The organism is Sphingobium psychrophilum, assembly GCF_012927105.1.
Taxonomy (GTDB): Bacteria; Pseudomonadota; Alphaproteobacteria; order Sphingomonadales; family Sphingomonadaceae; genus Sphingobium; species Sphingobium psychrophilum.
Genome location: NZ_JABBFV010000017.1, coordinates 41606 through 57564 on the forward strand (window position 1 = coordinate 41606; position 15959 = coordinate 57564).

The 15959-nt window shown below is 61.2% G+C and carries 13 protein-coding genes and 2 pseudogenes; 7 read left to right on the top strand and 8 right to left on the bottom strand.

Going from position 1 to position 15959, the window contains the following annotated elements; genetic code table 11:
* Nucleotides 1-4: 4 nt before the first annotated feature.
* From HHL08_RS18930 to HHL08_RS18950, 5 genes are read right to left on the bottom strand one after another with little or no spacing between them, the layout of a single operon-like run.
* Entirely contained in the window at nt 5-2017 is a 2013-nt protein-coding gene (locus tag HHL08_RS18930; RefSeq protein WP_235955144.1) for an Atxe2 family lasso peptide isopeptidase, read from the bottom strand.
* A gap of 14 nt (nt 2018-2031) precedes the next feature.
* On the bottom strand, nt 2032-4638 hold the full coding sequence (locus HHL08_RS18935; protein WP_328804692.1) for a TonB-dependent receptor: 2607 nt from the start codon (nt 4636-4638) through the stop codon (nt 2032-2034).
* A gap of 40 nt (nt 4639-4678) precedes the next feature.
* The gene (locus tag HHL08_RS18940; protein WP_169574592.1) at nt 4679-5719 is read right to left on the bottom strand and encodes a FecR family protein; all 1041 of its coding nucleotides are present in this window, start codon (nt 5717-5719) and stop codon (nt 4679-4681) included.
* Nucleotides 5716-6591 carry an RNA polymerase sigma factor gene (locus tag HHL08_RS26155; protein WP_328804693.1) on the bottom strand — a complete coding sequence of 292 codons (876 nt, stop codon included), beginning with the start codon at nt 6589-6591 and terminating at the stop codon, nt 5716-5718. Before HHL08_RS26155 ends, HHL08_RS18940 begins: the two co-directional genes overlap by 4 nt.
* Nucleotides 6503-8233 carry an ATP-binding cassette domain-containing protein gene (locus HHL08_RS18950; protein ID WP_169574594.1) on the bottom strand — a complete coding sequence of 577 codons (1731 nt, stop codon included), beginning with the start codon at nt 8231-8233 and terminating at the stop codon, nt 6503-6505. Before HHL08_RS18950 ends, HHL08_RS26155 begins: the two co-directional genes overlap by 89 nt.
* A gap of 305 nt (nt 8234-8538) precedes the next feature.
* Between HHL08_RS18950 and HHL08_RS18955 the strand changes: the two genes are divergently transcribed.
* The 6 genes from HHL08_RS18955 to HHL08_RS18985 all read left to right on the top strand — a co-directional run bounded on the left by HHL08_RS18955 (nt 8539) and on the right by HHL08_RS18985 (nt 12787).
* A complete protein-coding gene (locus HHL08_RS18955) occupies nt 8539-8814 on the top strand; it encodes an HU family DNA-binding protein (protein WP_169574595.1) in 276 nt (91 codons plus the stop codon).
* Nucleotides 8815-9266: 452 nt separating this feature from the next.
* Entirely contained in the window at nt 9267-9989 is a 723-nt protein-coding gene (locus HHL08_RS18965; RefSeq protein WP_235955146.1) for a cobalamin biosynthesis protein CobD/CbiB, read from the top strand.
* Nucleotides 9977-11437, top strand: coding sequence for a cobyric acid synthase (locus HHL08_RS18970; RefSeq protein ID WP_169574598.1), 1461 nt, complete (start codon nt 9977-9979; stop codon nt 11435-11437). The genes HHL08_RS18965 and HHL08_RS18970 overlap by 13 nt, the downstream gene beginning before the upstream one ends.
* A 62-nt stretch (nt 11438-11499) precedes the next feature.
* Complete coding sequence (gene bluB, locus HHL08_RS18975) at nt 11500-12069, top strand: 5,6-dimethylbenzimidazole synthase (RefSeq protein WP_328804694.1); 570 nt, start codon at nt 11500-11502, stop codon at nt 12067-12069.
* A complete protein-coding gene (locus tag HHL08_RS25990) occupies nt 12069-12251 on the top strand; it encodes a nicotinate-nucleotide--dimethylbenzimidazole phosphoribosyltransferase (protein ID WP_169574599.1) in 183 nt (60 codons plus the stop codon). Before bluB ends, HHL08_RS25990 begins: the two co-directional genes overlap by 1 nt.
* 29 nt (nt 12252-12280) lie before the next feature.
* Nucleotides 12281-12787, top strand: a complete 507-nt coding sequence (locus HHL08_RS18985; protein ID WP_268932733.1) for a nicotinate-nucleotide--dimethylbenzimidazole phosphoribosyltransferase — start codon at nt 12281-12283, stop codon at nt 12785-12787.
* A 23-nt stretch (nt 12788-12810) separates the two neighbouring features.
* Here the strand turns inward: HHL08_RS18985 and HHL08_RS18990 are convergent, their stop codons facing one another.
* Together HHL08_RS18990 and HHL08_RS25375 are read right to left on the bottom strand one after the other, a co-directional pair.
* The gene (locus tag HHL08_RS18990) at nt 12811-13422 is read right to left on the bottom strand and encodes a plasmid pRiA4b ORF-3 family protein (RefSeq protein WP_169574601.1); all 612 of its coding nucleotides are present in this window, start codon (nt 13420-13422) and stop codon (nt 12811-12813) included.
* A 74-nt stretch (nt 13423-13496) separates the two neighbouring features.
* Nucleotides 13497-13628: pseudogene (locus HHL08_RS25375) on the bottom strand (ATP-binding protein); the annotation flags it as partial.
* Between the two features lie 175 nt (nt 13629-13803).
* Between HHL08_RS25375 and HHL08_RS18995 the strand changes: the two are divergent.
* Nucleotides 13804-14436 (top strand): annotated as a pseudogene (locus HHL08_RS18995) (transposase); the annotation flags it as partial.
* 345 nt (nt 14437-14781) lie between these two features.
* Here HHL08_RS18995 and HHL08_RS19000 read toward each other — a convergent pair.
* Nucleotides 14782-15813, bottom strand: a complete 1032-nt coding sequence (locus HHL08_RS19000) for an IS110 family RNA-guided transposase (protein ID WP_169574602.1) — start codon at nt 15811-15813, stop codon at nt 14782-14784.
* Nucleotides 15814-15959: the final 146 nt, after the last annotated feature.

A 15959-nucleotide genomic window follows, 5' to 3' on the forward strand; every position in this document is an offset into this window, starting at 1 on the left:
CCTGTTACGGCTGCACCAGCGGAGCAAGCGAGCGCGGCAGCGGACCTTTGCCGTCTGCAAGCAGATGATATTCGAACCAATCGATATTGCGGGCATAGGCAGCCCTGCGATGCGCGGGTTGCCAGAATATATGATATTCGTCTGGAAACACATATAGGCTGAGCGGCTTGCCCTCCTGCCGAAATGCGGCCTCGACCTCGAGTGAATGCATATATTCGCGGTCGGCCGACTGGATCAGGATCGGCGTGTCGACATGGGCAGCATTGGCCGCAAGGGAATATTCGCGAACGCGCTCGCTGTTGCGGTCCTTATAGGCGGGAAAGCCTGCCGCCGTGGCGACTTTCGCGAGATAGGGGCCAATTGAGGCGTTTACCATTAAAGGATCGCTGCAGCAGCCGGCCATGGCGACTGCGCGAAAGACATTATGATGGATGAGCAGATAGGTCGCCTTGTCGACGCCGTCGCTAAAGCCGGTAAGACCGATGCGGTTCGGATCAACGACACCCTCCTTCTCCAGCATCGCAATTGCGGCCAGGATCGAGGAGGCGCCGCTCTTCTTGTCCGCCCATCCTTCAAAGCCCCGGCGATCGGCCTCGGCTTGAGTCTCCACTGGCTTCAAATAGCCAAAAAACGCAGGGCGCGTGTAGACGAGCACGGCAAACCCTCTGGCGGCCAAAGGGAATATGGGGAATAGGTCGCCCGTGCCTCCGCGCAGAAAGCCGCGCGACTGATAGCCCACGACGACGAGCGGCAAGCCAGCCGCCTTGGTCACGCCCGGTGGAAGGACAAGATCGCCAAAGCTTTCGAGGCCGATATCGTTTTTCCAGTGGAGACGACGAACCTCGCCCAGCGCGATCGCCCGCCACTCGGGATTTGGGTCGAGCAGCTCTCGCTCGGCGCCCGTGTCATAGTCGATAGCCATCAACCGACGCGGAACCGTCGAGCTTTCTACAGCGCAAACCAGACCTTCCGCGGAGGGCCGACAGCCATCCACGCGATCAGATGTCAGGAGCAGGCGGCGCCTCTTGTTCGTGGTGAGGTCCCAACTTACAATCTCGGTCAGGCTGTCGGCAGGTCCGGTTTCGCTGGAAAACAACAGTCTGCGCTCATCGCGCCACCAGAGCTGGCGCGCCTTGGCGCAAGCGGCGTCACGGCATTCGAGTCGTTCGCCACCCTTCCTAGACGCCGTGATAAATTTCGGCCCGTTGATAAGACCCGTGGTCCGAAAAGCGATGCGCGCCTCGAAGCCTGACGCATTGATCGCGCTTCCTGGTCCGACGCTTCCCGCAGTGGCAGCATCGGCCGCCCTTATGGCCCCTGAAGATAGCGCTACGGCAAAGCGCCTGGTCGCCGTTGGCCTGGGGAAAGGCGAGAAGCGCCATTCGGGCATCCAACGCCCGTCAAAGCGATAGCCGTCCTTTCCTTCTTCAATCACAGCCTGAGCGGCGGATGGGTCATCCGGCCGCGTGGCATATTCGATCTCCTTGCCGTCCTTGCTCCAGGAAAAATCCCGAACGTCCACCGGCGAGTGCGTCACCTGCAGAGGCTCTCCACCGGCCACTGCCACCCGCATGATCTGAACGATGCCATCGCGCCGCTCGGTATAGGCCAGCCATGTTCCATCAGGTGACCAGCGCGGTATGACGGCAGCTAGGACCCCGCCTGAAAAATCGGGAATTTTGGGAAGATCGTAACGATTAAGCGCAACGCCGCCTCCTATGAGGATGGGCGCACTAACCTCCCCGGACCGGATATCGAGGATCACAATGCCCTGGCAAAAGTCATTCCGTCCTGCGTCTGCGCGTCGTAGAGTCAGAGCGATCTTCCTTCCATCGGGCGAGACGGTGAAGGGCGCTTCGACATCCGCCTGTCCGCCGATATCGCGCAGTTCCACTAGGACATCGATATCGGAAGGTCGCGTCGAGCCTGCAGCCGAACGCCAGTGCAGACGTTCTGTGCATCGATCTGCCTGCGGCGGCGGTGCCGCTTGGGACAGGGCGAGCGCGGCGACAGCCATAAGAGCCAGCACCGTCAGAAGCTCTTGGTGAGCGAGAGGCTCATGTAGCGGCCGATGGTAGGGTAGTTGGTGCTGTCGACTGGCATATAGTTGCCCGAGTTCCGGATGATATCAGGCTTGGCATTGAGGATGTTGAGAGCGCTCACCTGCACATCGACGCCACCTGCGACATCAACATGATATTTGACCGACAGATCGACGCTGGCCATGCCCTTGAGTTCGACGGTGTCAACGCGCCGATTATCGTTCACGCCTCCGATATAGTTGATCACGGCATTCACGAGCAGGCTGTCGCGCGACCAGCCCACACCGCCGCGCAGCTTGAAATGGGGAGGATTGAAAATGGTGCCTGCAAGGTCGATCTTCGGCATCCCCGCGATGAGGATGCGGCTGGAGCGCAGATAAGTTGCGTTGCTAAAGAGGGAGAGCGTTCCCAGGCTTCCGGCATCGAAGCGATAGCTCAAGCTAAGATCGACGCCTGAAATCTGGTCCTTCGCTACATTCTGCGAACGACCATCGATAGTGGCGTAGACGCTTGCAGGGTCGAACGGAGCACCGGATCCGGTCTGATTTTCAAGGCCCAGCGGTGCCATGGCGATCGTCGCGGCTATCTCTTGGGGCGTGGGTGAGAATTGGACAAGGTTTCCAAACACCGGATCGATCAGCACGCGGTTCAGCGACGAGATCGGGTCGACGATTCTATTCCGGTAGTTGACCCTGAAATAGCTGAGCGAGAGATCGAGACCAGGTATCCGACTTGGATGGAAGACGAGGCTCGCGGAAAGGTTGTCCGCCTTTTCGGGTTTCAGTTCGCTATTGCCGCCATAGACGGCCAATATCGTCTGACCCGCTGGAGCGCCCGGCCGCTCGCCGTAGAGGTTTCCGGGAAACAGATAGACGGTAACGGGATTGAGCCGCTGATAGAGGGTCGGCGACTTGAAAGAGCGGCCCCAGCTCAGTTTGAAGTCGACATCCGCATTGGGTGACCAGACGAAACCCAGCTTTGGCGTCGCGAGCCTTCCGATGCCGGGATAGTCCTCATAACGAACGGCCGCTGAAAGCGAGGTGCGATAGAAGCCAGGGATCTCCTGGTCTGGCGAAGACAGTGGGATGCTGAGTTCGGCATAGCCGAATATATTCTCCTGATGTGCATCAATCGGATTGCTCGCCGCACGCGAGATGAAGGCGTCCCGCCGATAGCCGCCTCCAAAAGCGAGGCGGATGTCGCCGCCAGGAATGGCGACCAGTGGCCCATCGCCCGCGATTTCGCTTCCGATCGTCTCATTTTCCAGTACCGCGCTGCTGAAATAGCTGGGGAAAATGTGCGAGCGGCTCCTGAGATGACTACGCCCATAGATGCCGACTAACGAGAATTGCCAATCGCTCATGCGAAGCGTCGCTGAGGGCGCGACACTCAAATTCCAGCTGGACGTCGAAAAGACGATCCCCGACACCTCGACCGGCGCGTTATTGGTGTAGGGGCTGGCGCGCACGGCGTCCCGGTGTGCATAGAGGGCATCGAGCGCGAGGACCAGATTTTCGCCAACATCCTGATGGCCACTGCCGACGACGGCGTAGCTTTCGATCTTGGGATACAGGGTGAGATGTTCGTTCACGCCGGAAGCGAAGCTGCGGTCCCCCGCCACAATCTCCGTGTTGCGGTCATAATTGCCCGTCAGCAGCACGCCGCCGGATCGCCAGCGCGTGCCGGCGGCGATATTGTAATTCTGGGTGGAATAGCCTCCGTCCGTCGCCGCGCCCAGCACGGCGTTGGCCGTTACGCCGCGAAGATCCTTTTTGAGCACGATGTTCGCAACGCCGCCGATCGCATCGGAACCATAGAGCGCGGACGCACCATCAGGCATGATTTCGACCCGTTCTACCGCCGCGAAAGGGATGCTGGAGAAATCCACCGACTGATTGCTGAGATTATAGGCGAGCCGGTGACCGTTGAGCAGCGTCAATGTGGAGCCGGGTCCAAGCCCGCGCAGGTTGAGCGCGGTTGAGGAATCCGTGTTTCTGCTTCCCGATGCCTCGGCACCGTTGCCGACCCCTGGGCTTTGACCACCGGTGAAATTCTGCGGGATTGCGGCTGCGAGACCGCGCATGTCTGTGATCCCCTGGTCTCGCGCCTGTGCGGTCTCATAGCTGTAGACCTGCGACGCTGATGCCACGCCCCTTATGCGCGATCCTGTCACGACAATGGCTTCGCCCCTTTGCTCGGCTCCCTGTCCCCCGGCAGCCCCGGAGGGAAGGCGAATGTAAATGGCGTCCGAACCCATTTCGACCTTAAAACCCGTCCCCATCAAGGCACGAGCCAGTGCCTGCGGTGCGGTGAGACGCCCCTCAATCCCAGGCGCGGACAGGCCAGCCATCGCTTCTCCTGGGAAAATGATCTGCCTTCCTGTCAGTGTCCCGATCGCCAGCAATGTCTTGGTAAGCGGCTGCGCTGGCAAATCGATCATGACAGGGGCGCTGACCTCGTCGCGCGCGGATGCCTTTGGAAGGGTATGAGCGACCGCGATGGCAAGCAGGCTGCTTGCCACCCAATGACGGGCGTTATGCATGGAATGTCCCCCAGTTGTGGCAGGCCCGGTGTTGGCGGGCTCTGACGGGGACATTGTGAAAGTCCGGCCCTACCCTAAACCGGACGAAAGATTTTTATGTCGGGGACAAACGGATCGTCCCGCCCTCTTCGAGCAGCTGCAGGGATAAGGCGTGCGCAATGACGGCCGCGAGCCGACGGGTGTCGTTGAGGCGCACCGTGCCGTAGAAACGCCGCTGGCCAAGCGCGGGATCGGCGAGGATGATCTTCACCACGCCATAGCGGTTGGCATGGCCCAACACCTGCGCCAGCGGCACGCCGTCAAAAGACATGAGCCCGCTTGGCCAGTCGGTGGCCGCAAGCTCGTCCCTCGCCATCTTCGCAATAGCCGTTCGCCCATCCGGGCCGTAGCTAGCGCGATAGCCTTTGGCGACCCGGGTAGCATTAGAGGGTCTCAAAGCCGACCATTTGCCTGCGGTCCGAAGCTCAGCCGTGCCCCGCAAAAATGACATGTCAACCTCCTGATAGCGCGACAAGCCAATGTCGAACAGGGAGCCAAGCGTGGTGATCGTCCCCGCGCCAGCTGCGACCACGAACGGTCTGGAAGCTGTTGCAACGGCCAGGCGGATACGGCCGCGCTCGAGGCGCAGCCGCCTGTTCGAGCGCCCCGGCTCGACGGTGACCAGGCTGTCCGTGTCAAGCGTCACCATCGACCCGTCATCGAGCCGGATCGTTCGAATCTCGCCCAGCGCCGTCTGCAGTTGCCCTGGCGCGCCGAGCGCACGTCTTGCCAGTCGGTCTGGAGCTGCCTCCCGCTTTCCCTCAAAGTAGAAAACACCAATGCCCATGAAGATGGCGAGTGCCGCCGTCAGAGCAGGCCCCTTCCATCGGGGCCCGTGAAATGCATGCCTTGGTTCCTGCGTTTGGTCAGCGGTGCGGTCAAGATCGACCCCGCGCAGCTTCTCGCCAAAACCATAGAGTTCGCTCACCTCGCTATAGACCTGACGGTGGACGCCCCCGAGGGAGAGCCAGGCTTCGAAGGCGGCCCTGTGCTGGTCCGCATCCTCGCCGTGCATGCGCAGGCACCAGCTGATCGCCTCGTCAAGCAACGGGTTGGGTGCCGGCTCTCCCGGCTGCGCTGTGGATTTTTTGCTCATGACCCGTAAAATGCCTGATGGAGCCGCGCCAGGGCGCGACCCATATGATATTCGACCGACTTGATCGAGAGGTTCACCCGATCGGCAATTTCGCCGTAGGTCAGTCCGTCCACCCTGTGGAGGAGGAATATCTCGCGGGTTTGGGGGCCAAGCGTATCAAGCACGGTTACATAGCGACTGGTCGCGTCATCGGCCTCCAGAGCCCATTCCTGTTCGGGGGGAACGGCCACGCCTAGCGCCTCGTCCAGATCTGCTTGCACCAGTTGTCCTGGCCGCGCGCCGCGGCGGAAGCGCTCGAACACGAGATTACGTGTGACCCGTTGCAGATAGGCTTCCGGCCGCTCGAGCAGGATCTGCGGGCGCGCGGCAGCCAGACTGACGAAGGCCTCCTGTACAAGGTCGTGGACATCTTCAGTCCGCCCGATCCGACTTCGAACGAAACGCGCAAGACCAGGTGCCTCGGACCGGAAAAGCCGCTCGAGAATGCGTCTGCGTGTTTGCTGCGCTCCCTCGGCGCTGGCCTTCCCGCCATCACTGCGTGGCATATGGTGAACTGCCAGGCGCGCGGCAGACTGCGCGGCGATGCTGTGAAAACGACATACGAAAATAGGCCCGGACACAAATATGGAATCCGGGACGTGCCGGTTCCATTGCATTGATCGGTGCCGTGCCTGGAGACGAAGCCGTCTCGCGGAGCAAGCGGGCCGTCCGATGGACAGCCATGGTGCATGGCCTAATTCTTTGCCTTTTCGCATTCCCCTGTCAATCATCCCCGAAGAGAGTTCAGGCACCTTTGGCTCGATGCCAGAAATTCCGATAATCGGCTCGCTGCGCCAAGGCCTCATCTGTCCCTGCACAACGTAGCGCGCCATCAACGAGGAAGAGAACGTGGTCGGCCATACGGGCAATATGCCGACGATGGGTCACAAGAATGATCGTGCTCTGGGCACGCTCGCGCCGCAATGTCTTGATCGCAGCAGTCTCGCTCTGCGGATCGAGCGCTGAGGTCGCCTCGTCGAGGATGAGGACCGGCACCGCCGCGCTCGCTAGCCGCGCGAGTTCGAGCTTTTGAACCTGGCCGCCAGACAGTCCGTGACCGCCCTCTCCGACCGGCATGTCGAGTTCGGGCATACGGTCATCTGGGTAAAAGTGCAGCGCCTGGAGCCGTCGCTGCAGGCGCTGCGCTTCTGATGCTGCCGGGGGATAGAGGCCATTTTCGCCAAGCGAACGCGCAAACAGCCCAATATGCTGCGGGATATAGAGGATATGCCGGTGCCGGTGTTCGCGCGGCACGTCTGCAAGGATGATGCCGTTGACATCCACGCTGCCTGCCAAAGGATCCAGCAATCCCGCGATGAGGCGAGCAAGAGTCGATTTGCCCGAGCCGTTAGCGCCAACCAGGACAGTAAGGCTTCCAGCTTCGATAGTGGCGCTGACATCACGAACAACGTACCTGATACCGTCAAAAGCAAAGCTGATGCCGCCAAGCTGGACCCGCGCGGGACCATCGGGCAGTGGGTCTGGGCATGAAGGCGATCGCGCATGACCATCGATCAAGGCCATTGTTTCGCGGATCTGCGCGACGGCACGTCCCGCCTGCCTCAGCAGGAAGCCAAAGCCGCCAAGCGGCAGAACAAGGCGTAATATGTAAGCCTGCAACAAAATGAGGTCCCCTACTGTCAGCCGGAAAGCCAGCACGTCACGGACTGCGAGACCAAGAAGGAGGACGAGGCCCAGCGTCACGGCGCTGCATTGCACGGCCGCCATCGAGACAAGGGACCGGGTGCCGCGGCCGGCCTCCTTTGCTCGCTCGCCGGCGACCAGGGCTGCGCGCGCAAGCTCGGCGTCCATATTGCCATTGAATATGACGCGCGGAGCATTGCGCAGAAGATCGGCGATACATGCCGTCAGGCTTTCAGACCGCTCATTCGCTGTCACAGCCTGATGCTGGTAGCGCTCGGCCCCTACCATGGTGATGAAGCAATAGCCTGCGAGTAGGAGGCCGATCAGTACCGCATAAATCCAGGGAACGACCGCCAGGATCACGCAGAAGGCCACCGCCATCTGAACCATGAGGGGAACGGCCTGCCATAACAGGCCGTCGATCAAGAGATGGAGGCTGAACGGCAGTCGTTCGATCTGCCCGAGCATCCTCCCCCCCATGGCGTCAGAGTGCCTCGCCATGATGGGAAGGCGAGCGGCAAGAAGCTGCAGCGCCAGGTCGCCGGCAATCGCCTCGACGATGCGGGTCGTGCTGTGATGACGCAAAGCAGCGACCAAGCCGGCGGCAGCGGCCGTAAGTGCAAAGAGGATCACGGCGACAACCAGCGGCGCTGACAGTGGCAATGGCTGGGAGAGGCGATCGACGAGATGCTTGAGCAGCAGAGGGCCCGCAACAAGGAGGAGGATACCGATCCCCTCCCCTGCCATTCCGATAAAGACTGCGTCACGGACGCCCAAGCGCTTGTCGACCATCATTCGCGTGAGGCGAAACATGAGGGCCAGCGCGGACATTGCTTCCTCCGTGAGATGTACAGCCTCCCGGCAACGGGTCGCTTGGCCTGCCTCACGGATCGCAGCCTCTGCCACGCGAAGCTATCGGAACAAGTCCGAAAATCGGACAAAGCCTCGCATTCGTTCCGCACGATCATCTTGCGACCCGGAATTGCGGACGGATCATGCTCGGTAAAACATATTTTCATCGGCGCTCGGCAGGGCGACAGGTTGTTTGTCGTAAATTCTCCCTTGGCTCCCCCTCTCGACAGACGCCGACGGATTGGGCATTCAAGCCCCTCCTTATCACAGCGGGACTATGACCTATGACCGTGACCGATATCATCGCTTCGATCGCTACCGATGAAGGGCTTGCCAAGTCCGATGTGAAGAAGGTCATCGACGGGCTGTTCGCAAAAATTGCGGATGCGGCCGGTAAGGATGAGGAGGTCTCGGTTCCAGGCTTTGGCAAGTTCAAGGTCAAGCACAGTGCTGCGCGCGATGGCCGCAACCCAGCAACCGGCGAAACGATCAGCATTGCTGCGTCGAAGAAGCTCGGCTTCACGCCAGCCAAGGCACTCAAAGACAAGCTGAACGGCTGATCCGCTATGGGCCCTTCTCTTCTGGAGAGAAGGGCCTAACTTTACAGTGAAGTAAAGTTTGCCGTCAGGACGATATTGCCTGTCCTATTCATCGAGCCGCTGATGGGGGCTGCGACAGCTTCATTCGACGTTGTGCGCGTTCGCGAAGCACCGTCTTCCGTGGTAACGGGAGCGATGCAATTTTGCAGAGTTTGACGTGGCTGGGTAAGCGTTTGAATGGCGGCGTGGCCGCGTCTGCTACGGACTGGCGGTGCGCCACGATAGGATGGCATGGCTGAAGAGGGCGGCGTCCGGGCCCCGCTGGCAAGCGTGATGCGGACGCGACCAGCGCTTTCGATGATCGGGGCCGCTGCCCTGATGAGCGCCAAGCGGATGATGGCGAACTCGGTAACCCGCAGAGCAGCGGCCGACGCTGCCTGGCGCACGCGCCACATCCTCGAGTTGGCGGCGATTTGGAGTATCAGCCAGACCCGATTTGGCATTGGCGGGACGGCAGTATCGCGCTGGTGCTGATTGTCGCGGTCGCAACCACGGGCATGGCGCAGCGCAGCCTCGACGATCATGTCCGTGCCGTCTCGAGGCCCCTGATGCAGGGAGACGTCGGGGCGGCGCGCATCGCGGTCGCCCGGATAGTGGGCCGCTATACCGACGCGCTGGAGGAAAGTGGCATCGCGGTCGCCGCCACCGAGAGTCAGGCGGAAAGCTTTTGCGATGGCGTGGTCGCGCCCGCATTCTGGTTTCTTGTCGCCGGGCTGCCGGACCTGATGATCTGCAAGGCCGTGAACACCGCTGATTCGATGATCGGGCACCGCGATACGCATTATCTCCATTTCGGCTGGGCAGCGGCGCGCACCGATGACGTCGTGAACTTCATTCCAGCGCGGATATCCGGGCTGCTCATTTGCCCTGCAGGATGGGGCGGTTGGCGCATCATGCTGCGCGATGCCCCATTTCATGCTTCACCTAATGGCGGCTGGCCGGAGGCTGCGATGGCGGGCGTTTTACGGCGCAAACTGGGTGGGCCAGTGTGCTATGACGGCGAACCGGCTCACCGCGCCTGGCTGGGCGATGGTTCTGCGCCTCATGCTGCCGATCTGCAGCGCGCGTTGTGGGTCTATCGCCGGGCGTGCCTTTTGATGTGGGCCAGTTTAGGAGCGCTTGCATGGCTGCTGTGATGTTGCAGGGAACAGGCTCGGACGTCGGCAAATCGGTGCTGGTCGCGGGCTTGTGCCGGTTGCTCGCCAATCGTGGGCTGAAGGTCGTTCCGTTCAAGCCGCAGAATATGTCGAACAACGCGGCGGTGGCGCAAGGCGGCGAGATCGGCCGGGCGCAGGCCTTGCAAGCCATGGCGTCCCGCGCCGTACCCAGCATCGACATGAACCCGGTGCTGATCAAGCCGCAGTCAGACACCGGCGCGCAGGTGGTGGTGCACGGTAAGGTCATCGGCACACTGGGCGCAGCGGATTATCAGCACCACAAGGGCGAGCTGCTGTCGGCGGTGATGCAATCCTGGGACCGGCTGCGAGCCGGAGCGGATATGGTCATCGTCGAAGGTGCAGGCAGCCCGGCGGAGATCAACCTGCGCGCCGGCGACATCGCCAATATGGGCTTTGCCCGCGCGGCAGGGGTTCCGGTGGTGCTGGTCGGCGATATCGACCGGGGCGGCGTGATCGCATCAATCGTCGGCACCAAGGCGGTGATCGACGAGGCCGACGCCGCGATGATCCACGGGTTCGTGATCAACAAGTTTCGCGGTGATGTGCGGCTGTTCGACGATGGTTATGCGCAGATCGAACAGCGCACCGGCTGGTCGGGACTTGGCGTCATCCCATGGCTCGCGGCCGCCCGGCAGCTGCCGGCCGAAGACGCGGTGGTACTGGATGCGGCAGCCGCCACCGATGGCGCGATCACCATTGCAGTACCAATGCTGTCACGGATAGCCAATGTCGATGATTTCGATCCGCTAGCGCACGAACCGGGCGTGCGGCTGACGATGGTGCCGCCGGGCCAGCCCCTGCCCGGCGATGCGGCGCTGATCATTTTGCCGGGGACCAAGGCGACGATCACCGACCTTGCATTCCTGCGCGCGCAGGGCTGGGATATCGATATCGCCGCACATGTCCGGCGCGGAGGTGCGCTGCTGGGCATCTGCGGCGGATACCAGATGCTGGGGCAGGCGATCGAAGACCCCGATGGCGTGGAAGGCGCGCCGGAAACCGTGGCGGGATTGGGATATCTGCCCGTCACCACCCGGCTGACCGCGGACAAGCGCATGGTCGATGTGACCGGCACCAGCCTGCGCGATGATCAGCCGTTTACAGGCTATGAAATCCATGTCGGCCAGACCCGCGCGCTCCCTCAGGTTCAGCCGTTGCTGCGGTTGGACAGCGGAGAACATGATGGCGCGATCAGCCCCGACGGCCGGATCGCTGGATGCTATATCCACCGGCTGTTCGATCACCCTGCCCAGCGCGGTGCGTGGCTCGCGCGGCTAGGCGCGCAGGGCGATGGCGTCGCGCAGCAACATCGCGTCGATCAGGCGCTCGATTCGCTGGCTGCCTCGCTCGAAGACTATGTCGATATTGATCGCTTGCTTGCCATTGCGCGGCATAGCCATGACTGAGCCGACTTTCGGGCCCGGCCTTCCGCGACGAACTTGACAACCTGCTGGCATGGCGGCGGGATGTGCGGCACTTTCAGACACGCGCCTTGCCTGAAGGATTGCTCGACACGCTGATCGAAGCCGCATGCCGCGGCCCGTCGGTGGGCAATGCCCAGCCCTGGCGATTCGTGCGCATCCTCTCGCCCGAACGGCGCGAGGCGCTGGCGGTTCAGGTCGATGCGCACAAACGCGCTGCTGGCGAGCAGTATTCAGGGGAGCGCAAGGCGCTGTACGACGGCCTGAAATTCCACGGCCTGCGCGAAGCGCCCGAGATCGTCGCGGTGTTCTGCGATGAGCAGGGCGAAGCTGGCCAGGGGCTTGGCCGCGTTACGATGCCCGAGACTTTGTGCTGGTCGGTGGTGACGGCGGTGCACACCGTATGGCTGGCTGCCCGCGCGAACGGAATTGGCCTGGGCTGGGTGTCGATCATCGATCCGCACGGCATCAACGCACTGCTGGATGTGCCTGTACACTGGCGCTTTATCGCGCTGCTGTGCCTGGGCTATCCAGAACGCGAGACCGACATGCCGGAACTGGTTCGGCATGGCTGGCAGAACCGGTTACCTTCGGCAACAACACGGCTGGAACGCTGATGATCACTCGCTGTGACGTTCAGGCTAAGCTTGATGCCTTGGCCAAGCCGATGGGAAGCCTTGGGCAATTGGAAGCGCTGGCGGTGGAACTGGAGGTGGCAGGCCAGTCGCTTACCCCGGCCACCCGGCCACGCCGCGTTATCCTGTTTGCTACCGACCACGGAACATTGCTCAAGGGGTGACGCCCCGGCCCTCGTCGGTAACAACGGCGATGGTCGAGCTGATCCTGAGTGGCAAGGCGAGCAGTACCGCGCTGGCCAACGCGCACGACGTCGATGTGCGGGTGGTCGATGCGGGGATGATCCAGTCCCCGCGCAAGCCCTGGCCCGGTCATTTCATTCCGCAAGCCGTTGCCCCCGGGACGGCGGACCTCAGCCAGGCTCCGGCGATGACCGTAGAGCAGTTCGACATGGTCCGGGCGCTAGGCGCGGCAGAAGCCCAGGTCGCCATTGATGCTGGTCATCGGCTGCTGATCGCAGGCGAGACGGGCATTGGCAACACCGCCGCCGCCGCCTGCCTGACGCACCTTGTGGCGGGCGTCGAAGCGGACACCGCGACAGGCAGCGGCGCCGACGCGGATGCGGCGATGCGCGGCATCAAGCGCGACATCGTTACCGTTGCCGTTGACCGGCTCGGCGGTCGAAACGACAAGGCCAAGCTGACTGCAATCGCCGGGTGCGGGATTGTCTGTGCAACGACAAATTCGATAGCCGGTTGACGACAAATGAGATGCCCGTAAATTCAGGGTTCGAAGCGGAAGCGATAGCTACCTTTTGAGCGTCGGATTGCCTTGGTGATGGCCTTGTTGTTGGCGTCGAGGTCGAAGCGTTCAGGGTGGAAAGACCGTCCGGCCCATCGGCGCACATCTTTATGTTCGTCATGGCGCGTATCGTGCCAAGCTTCGAGGAAGTCGAAATAGCCCGAAGGCCCTCCAACGTCTTCGGGCGGAGCGCGGCGGGATCCAGCGATACATCGCGGGTATTTGACGCCTGGTTCCTTGGTTTTGCGGGTTAGTTCGATGGCGTGCACCCAGCTGTCTCCGAAATCATATTCGTAGAAGATCATTATCGGCGCGGGGCCATAAGCGGCGAAATCGCACAGACGTACATCGCTCGCTTCAAAGGTCCGCCGATCGGACCAATCACCTTCATCGAACTCGGGTGCACCGTAGGTCAGGCCACCAATATCAAACTGATGAAGGTGGCTGTCGGTCCATTCGAATGAGGCCTGTATTACCTCATGGAGTTGAGCCAGGTTGAGGGTGCCAGGGAGCTCGAACCGGCGGCTGATGACAGGCTGGATATCGACAATATGGATATCGGCTTGGATGATGATGTCGTTGGGTTCGAACATGAGAATAGCATGACGCGATGCTGGCGCGACGGCAACTGTCGACGACAATTACCCTGCGACATAATCAGCGACAATTACGGCATGAGCTCGGCGTTTTTGGCGGCGGTCCGGCGGCGATAGCTCCCGGCGTTGAACTCGAGAATGGTGGCATGATGGACGAGGCGGTCGACGGCGGCGATCGTCATGGCGGCGTTTGGAAAAATCTGCCCCATTCAGTTAACGTTTCAGCGCCCGTTTGAGCCCACAGCGACCCTAATGATCACTCAGCGACCAATTTTCGCCGTCGAGGTGTGTACCTCTTGGCATTCCGTCGGCAGCCGACCCAGCCTGTGTGAAAAGGCGATAATTATGGTATGATGCTCTGACGGTTTGGAGGGTCATATGGGTCGCTCCATTGCTGGTGCTGGTCGCAGCCAGACGACATTATTCCCACCGTGTGTAGATGACTGGATCGGGGAAGATAATCCGGTTCGCGTGGTCGATGCGTTTGTTGATGCGCTGGATCTTGGAGAGCCTGGCTTTGACGGCGTGGAGCCTGCGGCGACGGGGCGTCCATCCTATCATCCCTCGATGCTGCTCAAGCTCTACATTTACGGATATCTGAACCGGGTGCAGTCGAGCCGTCGCCTGGAACCTGAGGCCGATCGCAACGTCGAACTTATGTGGTTGGTTGGTCGGCTGGTGCCAGATCACAAGACGATCGCGGACTTCCGTCGTGACAATGGCGCTGCGATCCAAGGGGTTTGCAGCCGCTTCGTCCTTCTGTGCCGCCAGATGAGCCTTCTGGCCGGCGGGAGCGTCGCCATCGACGGCAGCAAGTTTAAGGCGGTGAACAACCGCGATCGCAGCTTCACCAAGGCCAAGCTGGAGCGCCGACTGCAGCAGATCGAGGAGAGCGTTACACGGTATCTCTCGCAGCTCGATACCGCCGACCGTCAGGAACCGACCGAGATACTGGCCGCCAAAACGGAACGGCTCAAGGAGAAGGTCGCCAGGCTTGAGCAAGAGACGCGGTGGACTTGTAACGGTTGTATAATCGCATCCCTCCAGTCAAGCGTGGCTAGCATGGGAAGGCTGATCGCGTCGGGCAGTGCGTCGACACGTTAATCAACCTTGTGCTTGTTTTTCTCAATGCGGCGTGTCGCGCGAGGGTGTTCGTATGCCGGGAGCAGGGTTGTCTTCGCGGTCGGCATAAAGCCGCCGCATGATGGGTCTCCGCAGGCAAGGTCTTCCTATGTTTTGTGCGCAGTCTTTAAAAAGCTGCAGCCGTTAAAGCGGAATGACCTGACCCACGTCCACGGCAGGGACGCCTCAATACGTCAGATGCTGACGCGCTGAGAAGTTAAGCTGGTGAATTGGTTATGCGGTGACGCCAGCCGATGTGTTGAATGCCTCTCCTGTTTTGAGCATCGTGTGCATGATGACTGCCAGTTTGCGGGCCACAGCGACCGCGGCACGCTTGAAGCCCAGCCGCTCGCGTAGCCTGAGGCCCCAGTCTTTGAGGCCGCTCTGGTTGCTAGCGCTGGTGCGCGTGAGAATGACCGTTGCCGCCTCGTATAAGAGGCCGCGCAGATGGTTGTCGCCTCGCCGCGAGATGTGACCGTCATAATCCACTTCGCCTGATTGGTAACGCCGCGTGGTAAGCCCGAGCCAGGCGCCGACCGCGCGTGAAGTTTTGAAGTTTGCTGGGTCTTCGATCGCCGCAGCATAGGAGACGGCCGTGACCGCCCCGACTCCCGGGATCGTCATCAGCAGCTTGATTGCCTTGCTTTGCCGGGCTGCGGCGAGCAACTGACGATCAAGTTGAGCGGCGCGCTTGCGGATGTCGCGCCAGGCCTCCAGCAAAGGCAATATGATCTGTGCTAGGCCATCCCTGCTGTCCAGAAGCTCGCGGACATTCCCGTCGAATACACGGCCTGTACCCTTGGGAACGACGATGCCAAACGTCTTCATGACCCCGCGGATCTGATTGCTCAGCTGCGTTGAGATGGTAAGCAACAGGTTGCGGGCGCCCACCAGTGTGCGGGTCAACATGGCGTCGAACGACTTCACCCGGACCGCCTTGTAAAAGCCGGCTTCTGCCAGTTGGGCCAGACCGTCAGCATCATTGGCATCAGTCTTGTTGAGCGTCTCGTTCAATATTTTCTGCGCATGACGCGCTTCGATGCAGATCGCGGGAACTCCCGCCGCCGTTAATGCATGATAGAACCAGGTCGACAATGGACCTGTCTCAAATACCACCCGCTCCGCGTGCGGGGCGTGTTTGCGGACTATCTGCGCCAGGATCTGGGGATCCGATGCGCACTTGCCGCGCCATATCCGATTTCCATCCTGACGAATGGAGATCGCGGTATCTTTTAGCGAAACGTCAAAGCCTATATACTGTTTCATGGTTGCTCTCCGTGCGATGCTTGGGCCCGGTGCCAATCGTGAGCCCGTTTTTCCATCATATCGGGGGGCAACCACCCCTGTCAGCTATATCAAAAAGCTGATGCCTGGGACGAATCGCGCCGCGATTATCCCATGTTTTGTGCCGG

What these genes read in the sequence shown, in the direction of transcription:
- HHL08_RS18930 (WP_235955144.1), bottom strand. Translation starts at nt 2,017, where the DNA reads ATGGCTGTCGCCGCGCTCGCCCTGTCCCAAGCGGCACCGCCGCCGCAG.
- HHL08_RS18935 (WP_328804692.1), bottom strand. Translation starts at nt 4,638, where the DNA reads ATGTCCCCGTCAGAGCCCGCCAACACCGGGCCTGCCACAACTGGGGGA.
- HHL08_RS18940 (WP_169574592.1), bottom strand. Translation starts at nt 5,719, where the DNA reads ATGAGCAAAAAATCCACAGCGCAGCCGGGAGAGCCGGCACCCAACCCG.
- HHL08_RS26155 (WP_328804693.1), bottom strand. Translation starts at nt 6,591, where the DNA reads ATGGCGCGCTACGTTGTGCAGGGACAGATGAGGCCTTGGCGCAGCGAG.
- HHL08_RS18950 (WP_169574594.1), bottom strand. Translation starts at nt 8,233, where the DNA reads ATGTCCGCGCTGGCCCTCATGTTTCGCCTCACGCGAATGATGGTCGAC.
- HHL08_RS18955 (WP_169574595.1), top strand. Translation starts at nt 8,539, where the DNA reads ATGACCGTGACCGATATCATCGCTTCGATCGCTACCGATGAAGGGCTT.
- HHL08_RS18970 (WP_169574598.1), top strand. Translation starts at nt 9,977, where the DNA reads ATGGCTGCTGTGATGTTGCAGGGAACAGGCTCGGACGTCGGCAAATCG.
- HHL08_RS25990 (WP_169574599.1), top strand. Translation starts at nt 12,069, where the DNA reads ATGATCACTCGCTGTGACGTTCAGGCTAAGCTTGATGCCTTGGCCAAG.
- HHL08_RS18985 (WP_268932733.1), top strand. Translation starts at nt 12,281, where the DNA reads ATGGTCGAGCTGATCCTGAGTGGCAAGGCGAGCAGTACCGCGCTGGCC.
- HHL08_RS18990 (WP_169574601.1), bottom strand. Translation starts at nt 13,422, where the DNA reads ATGTTCGAACCCAACGACATCATCATCCAAGCCGATATCCATATTGTC.
- HHL08_RS19000 (WP_169574602.1), bottom strand. Translation starts at nt 15,813, where the DNA reads ATGAAACAGTATATAGGCTTTGACGTTTCGCTAAAAGATACCGCGATC.